The sequence below is a fragment of the Pseudidiomarina aestuarii genome (genome assembly GCF_048263735.1).
Classification (GTDB): Bacteria; Pseudomonadota; Gammaproteobacteria; order Enterobacterales; family Alteromonadaceae; genus Pseudidiomarina; species Pseudidiomarina aestuarii_B.
On record NZ_JBLXDX010000020.1, the window covers coordinates 1 to 5,919 of the forward strand.

A 5,919-nucleotide genomic window follows, 5' to 3' on the forward strand; every position below is an offset into this window, starting at 1 on the left:
GCCACTGCGGACGGCGGAATTCGGCGTTGCCGAGCATGCCTGCCAACGCACCGATGAAACTGGCGGCATCGCTGGTGATAGCCACGTCGATGTCCATGTCGAGTTTGGCGATCTCATTGGCATCCACGTCCACTACCACCTTTCGTGCATTACGTGCAAAGTCGCGCGGCGCATAGGCGGTGATGATGTTGTCCAGGCGGCAACCGATGGTGATCAGCAAGTCAGCATTCTGGATGGCGAAGTTCGGCGCACGCAGCGCCACAACACCGGGGCGACCTACATAGAGCGGATGCTCGTAGGGCAGCAAATCCATGGCGTTCCAGGTGGTGACCAGCGGCACGCCAAGCGATTCGATCAGCTCTCGAAAGGCATTTGCCGTGCCGCTCAGGCGTACCCCATGGCCGGCAAGAATCAGCGGCCGCTGGGCGCCTTCCAGCAAGCTGCGCACCTGTGCCAGCACGTCCGGGCCGAGTTCCACTTCTGCCGCCCGCTCGGGCTGCCAACCCTCCAAGGTATCCGGATCAATGGGCGCGCCCTGCACGTCCAGCGGCACGTCGATCCAGACCGGGCCGGCCCGGCCATCGCGTGCCAGAAACACCGCGTGCTCCAGTTCGCGACGAATGTCCTCAGGATGATCGATGGTCACGGCATACTTGGTGATCGGTTCGACCACGCTGACAATATCCACTTCCTGCACGCCCTTCTGGCGCAAAGGCGCGCCGCGCAACAAGTCGGCTCGTTTGACCTGACCGGAGATCACCAGCAGTGGCACGGACTCGATCCAGGCGCCGGCCACGGCGGTTACTGCGTTGGTCGTACCCGGTCCGGTAGTGACCATGGCCACGCCAAGGTTCTCGTTGATCCGGCAGTAGGCTTCGGCAGCAATCGCCGCCGCCTGCTCGTGATGGCAGGCCACCACTTCCAGCCGCGAATGTTTTCCGACGGCGTCGTTAAGATGCATGGCGCCACCACCGGGCAACAGGAAGACATGCTCCACGCCCTCGCCGGCGATGAAATCGGCAATGTAATCGGCAACACGATAGGGGGTTGGCACGTCAATCCATCCAGTAACTCAAGAGGGTTTTACGATCCCGATTGGCGTTGATCGCCTCGTCGGTATAGAACGAGTCCTTGCTGTAGTGCGTGGAAGACAACTCTTCAATAATGACGCCGCCGGCACTGTAGAACGCATGGCGCACACCCGGCTCGACAGTGACCACATCACCCGGTCGACACAGACGCTCCACGCCATTGAGCTTGAGGATCATTTCACCGTGCAGGACATGGAAGGTTTCTTCCTTCTGCTGGTGGTACTGCTCAGGGTGGCTTTGGCCCGGCAACAGCATGAGGAGCTTCTTGCAATAGCTGCGATTGACCACGGTAAGCATGGCCATGCCCACTTCGGCGAAACGATCCAGACCATAGTGGTGGGAAATTTCCAAGTCGACCCGCGCTGGCACTACCACGTGACTAGCGGCCAACTGGGTGCGCACACGCTGGACGATATCCCAGACCTTGGCACGCATGTCGCGCAGGCTCGCATTGATTGGGGCCAGGGCGGCATCGGCGGCGATATCCGCCTGGGCGGTGAAAATGGCGTACTTCGACCAGTCGCTGGCGGTGTACTGGCCATCCTGCGGCGGAAAAGCAAAATACACATCTTCGGCGCGAACGATTTCACCCATAGCAATAGCCCGCCGAGTGAATACACCACGCTGCAGGGACCGCAGGCTGGCTCGCTCGACAGGGTTCTCCGGCTGGCGCTGCGCGCCCTCGCCACATAACAGCAGCGCACGTTGGGCAGCGGCAAGCCAACGCGCAACCTGCTGTGGGCTAGCCGAATAGGCGTTGAGTGGATACTGTTCGGTAGGCAGCCCCACGTGCTTTTCGAACACGCGCGCCCCCTTGGCCAGAGCGATCTGCACGATATCGATACTGTCCGGGTCTTCATGCGTAGAAAACCCGACACGCACGCCGGGGTATCGACGCTGCAGGAAGTCGATTTGCGACAGGTGCAGGTGTGCGTCGGGCGTCGGGTACTCGCCGACGCAGTGCAGGATGGCGAAATTCTTGTTGCGGTGGGTGAGGAAGCTCACTAACCGGTCAACCTCTTCCAAGCTGGCGCCGGCGGTCGAAACGATCAGCGGACGATTGGTCTGTACCACGCGCTCGAGCAGCGGCCAGTCGCTCATCGAGCAGCTGGCAATCTTGATGGCGTCCAGCCCCTGCTCCTCAATCACGCCCACTGAGGCTTCATCGAAGGGAGTAGACAGACAGAGGAAGCCATTGGCGCGAATTTCCGCCACCAGGGTATCGAACTGCTCGCGCGACAGCCGCGTTTCGTTGAAACGCTTGATGTACTTCAGATCGTCCCGCCCCTGCATCGCCGGGTGGATGAAGGTATTCAGATCACGGTATTGCAGCTTGAAAGCGAACTGGAACGGAAACGACTTGCACACCTCGGCAAAGGCACGGATCAACGCGACGCCATGCGCCGGATCGCCCATGTGGTTGTTAGCCATTTCCAGAATAAACAGTGGACGGCCGAACAATGCAGGTGACGTACTCATTCGCCTGTACCCCGCTTCAGAAAGGATTCGATGCTGCTTGCGGCATGTTCCAGATAGGCTTTGTCCAGGCCAGGCCACAGGCCAATCCAGAAGGTATCGCGCATAACCTTGTCGGTCGCACTCAGCTCTCCGGATACGCGATATTGCTGGTCACGCATGTACGGTTGGCGAGTAAGGTTGCCGGCGAATAACAGCCGGGTACCGACCTTCTGGGCATCCAAATAGCGCAGCAGTTCGACACGCTCGACACCGCAACCGTCACGCAGGGTGATCGGGAAGCCGAACCAGGAAGGGTCGCTGCCGGGGGTTGCATGCGGCAGGATCAATTGATCAGTGCTGCCGGCGAGACGCTCGCTAAGCCAAGCGAAGTTGCGCTTGCGCGCCATGATGAAATCGTCCAACCGGTCCATTTGCGCCAAGGCGCAGGCGGCCTGCATATCGGTGATCTTGAGATTGTAGCCAAGATGCGAGTAGGTGTATTTGTGGTCGTAGCCTTCCGGCAAATCACCCAGCTGCCAGCAGAAGCGCTTGCCACAAGTGTTGTCTTCACCACCCGTGCAGTAGCAGTCACGCCCCCAGTCACGGAAGGATTCGATAATGCGTTTGAGCAGCGGGCTGTCAGTAAATACCGCTCCACCCTCGCCCATGGTGATGTGGTGTGCCGGGTAGAAGCTCAGGGTGCCGATATCGCCGAATCCGCCCACCTGACGGCCTTCGTAGAGCGAACCTAGCGCGTCACAGCAATCCTCGATCAGCCACAAACCATGACGGTCACAGAGCTCTCGGATGACCTTGAGGTTGAAGGGATTGCCCAGTGTGTGAGCGAGCATGATGGCCTTGGTCTTCGGGCTGATGGCCGCCTCCACCAGAGCTGGATCGATGTTGTAGGTACCCAGCTCGACATCCACGAATACTGGTACCGCACCGAATTGCAGGATCGGGTTGACCGTGGTCGGGAAGCCGGCCGCCACGCCGATCACTTCGTCGCCCTTGCGAATCGCCCGCTCGCCCAAGCGCGACGAGGTCAGCGCGGAAAAGGCCAGCAGGTTGGCAGAAGAGCCGGAATTGGTCGTGAGCACGCAACGTCGGCCCAGGTAACGGGCCAAGCGTTTTTCAAAGGCTTCGTTGAAACGTCCCGTGGTCAGCCAGCCGTCCAGAACGGCATCCGTCATGGCCGTCAGTTCGCCACTGCCTATTACCTTGCCCGACGGGGGTATCGGTGTTTCTCCGGGTACGAATACCCCCTGAGCCAGGAATTTATCTGCATAGCGCCCGACCAGGTCCTTGATCTGCTGGCGTAGTTCTTGTTCTTCGTTATTCACAAACTGCACCTTTGTCCTGAAATATCGATTGACCTGATTACTACGTTCAGAGCCACTGCAATTCGTGATTCAGACGATGCTCGGATATATGTGCTTCCAATGTATTCAGGCGCATCAGCCCAGATGAGCGGAAGTTCTTATCGTTGAAACCAAGAGCCTTCATGCCACTGACCAGCTCCTTGATGGACTGCTCCAGCATGACCTGTGGCTGGTGATCCGGGGCAAGTTTCTCGTAGAGCGAAAAATCGACCCGATAGGAGCGCTTGTCGGGCGGGGCAGCTGTATTAACGCTCACCGTAGTGCCTGGCAAAGCACTGGCAACCGCATTAGCTAGGTCGCGCACTTGATAGTTCTGCACACTGGAGCCAACATTCACTGCGACATAGCGTCCGATTTTTTCTGACTCACGTGTCAACGCCCATAACATGGCTCGGGCCATATCTTTGACATCTATTAGTGGGCGCCACGGCGTCCCGTCACTCAGGACAGTAATGCTCCCCGTGCTGATCGCCGAGGCAACAAAATCATTGAGCACCAGATCCAGACGCAGGCGGTCGGACATCCCGCACGCCGTCGAGAAACGCAGAGACGTCATGTAAGCAGACGAGCTTGCGCACAAGGACTCCAAAGCCTGCTCGGTCGCGACTTTGGACCGTGCATAGGCCGTGAGTGGATTGATTGCATCGTTTTCTTTGCGCGCATCATCACCGGCGTAGCCATACATGCTGCAACTTGAAGCGAACACGAAACGCTCAACTCCCAGTTCGACCGCGCGTCTGGCCAAGTTGATACTGGCCGTGAAGTTGATGTCCTTGGTTATTTGCTCGAACTTGTTACCAATCGGGTCATTGGAAATGGCCGCCAGATGAATGACCGCATCCATACCTTTCAACAGGCTATCGGGAATAGAGCGGATGTCACCGAAGTGTTGGCAATCCAGATTGATTTCAGGGACGCGTCCACCCGTCGTCAGACAATGTGCGAAAAAGCCACTATCAAAACCGACTAGATATGCCTGCGCCAACTCTTTTCGGAGCATCTTGACCAGCTCCGAACCCACATATCCCATGTTTCCGGTAATCAGGATTTTCATTGCACAGACAACCCTTAGACTCGTTCGAAACAATCAGTACCGGTGGGGATGATGTTCATCGCCACAGCTTCCACTCCGCCTGACCACAACTCCATCGCTCTTCCAACAAGTTGCGGTCACGCAAGGTATCCATCGGCTGCCAGAAACCGCGATGAAGATGAGTCATCAACTGCTCTTCCTCTGCCAGACGGCGCATGGGTTCCTGTTCCCAGATATCGCTGTCGCCGTCTATGTAGTCGAACACGCTTGGTTCCAGCACGAAGAATCCGCCGTTGATCCAGCCCCCATCTCCCAGCGGCTTCTCCTGGAAGCCGCGGACTTGCTCGCCTTGTAGATCAAGCGCACCAAAACGCCCTGGTGGTTGAACAGCAGTCACCGTTGCCAACTTGCCGTGAGCACGGTGGGAACCGATCAGTTGAGCAATATCGATATCAGCGACACCATCTCCATAAGTCAGGCAGAAGGTTTCATCGCTAAGGTAGCCACGAACTCGTTTCAGGCGGCCGCCGGTAGCCGTATTCTCGCCTGTATCCACGAGCGTTACACGCCAGGGCTCGGCCTTCTGGTTATGGATGTGCATACGATTTTCTGCCATGTCGAAGGTCACGTCGGACATGTGCAGGAAGTAGTTCGCGAAATATTCCTTGATCACGTAGCCCTTGTAGCCCAGACAGATCACGAAGTCGTTGATCCCATAATGGGAGTAGATTTTCATGATGTGCCAGATGATCGGCTTGCCGCCGATCTCGATCATCGGCTTGGGTTTGAGATGGGATTCCTCGCTGATACGAGTACCTAAGCCCCCTGCCAAAATCACTGCTTTCATTCATTAACCTCAAAGAGCCCTGGTCTCTCGAACCGCAGAGGGCGCGCTGCTTCAGGCGTGACAGAAAGTTGGCCTTTTGAACGCATTGGCAAGGACAAGCAAAATATT

5 protein-coding genes are annotated in these 5,919 nt (G+C 57.6%); all 5 read right to left on the reverse strand.

Features of this window, described 5'->3' with window-relative positions; all coding sequences use genetic code 11:
• A partial coding sequence (locus ACN0S4_RS13500) for a thiamine pyrophosphate-binding protein (RefSeq protein ID WP_417658144.1) occupies window positions 1–1,054 on the reverse strand: 1,054 nt, incomplete at its 3' end.
• A 1-nt stretch (window position 1,055) separates the two neighbouring features.
• Window positions 1,056–2,570 carry an N-acetylneuraminate synthase family protein gene (locus ACN0S4_RS13505; RefSeq protein ID WP_417658145.1) on the reverse strand — a complete coding sequence of 505 codons (1,515 nt, stop codon included), beginning with the start codon at window positions 2,568–2,570 and terminating at the stop codon, window positions 1,056–1,058.
• Window positions 2,567–3,892, reverse strand: a complete 1,326-nt coding sequence (gene rfbH / locus ACN0S4_RS13510; protein WP_417658146.1) for a lipopolysaccharide biosynthesis protein RfbH — start codon at window positions 3,890–3,892, stop codon at window positions 2,567–2,569. The genes ACN0S4_RS13505 and rfbH overlap by 4 nt, the downstream gene beginning before the upstream one ends.
• Before the next feature lie 46 nt (window positions 3,893–3,938).
• Window positions 3,939–4,985 (reverse strand): NAD-dependent epimerase/dehydratase family protein, encoded by a 1,047-nt coding sequence (locus ACN0S4_RS13515; RefSeq protein WP_417658147.1) that lies wholly within the window; start codon window positions 4,983–4,985, stop codon window positions 3,939–3,941.
• A gap of 55 nt (window positions 4,986–5,040) precedes the next feature.
• Entirely contained in the window at window positions 5,041–5,811 is a 771-nt protein-coding gene (gene rfbF, locus ACN0S4_RS13520; protein ID WP_041014107.1) for a glucose-1-phosphate cytidylyltransferase, read from the reverse strand.
• Window positions 5,812–5,919 lie beyond the last annotated feature (108 nt).

Coding starts and splice junctions, on each gene's coding strand:
- ACN0S4_RS13505 (WP_417658145.1), bottom strand. CDS start 2,570: ATGAGTACGTCACCTGCATTGTTCGGCCGTCCACTGTTTATTCTGGAA.
- ACN0S4_RS13515 (WP_417658147.1), bottom strand. CDS start 4,985: ATGAAAATCCTGATTACCGGAAACATGGGATATGTGGGTTCGGAGCTG.
- rfbF (WP_041014107.1), bottom strand. CDS start 5,811: ATGAAAGCAGTGATTTTGGCAGGGGGCTTAGGTACTCGTATCAGCGAG.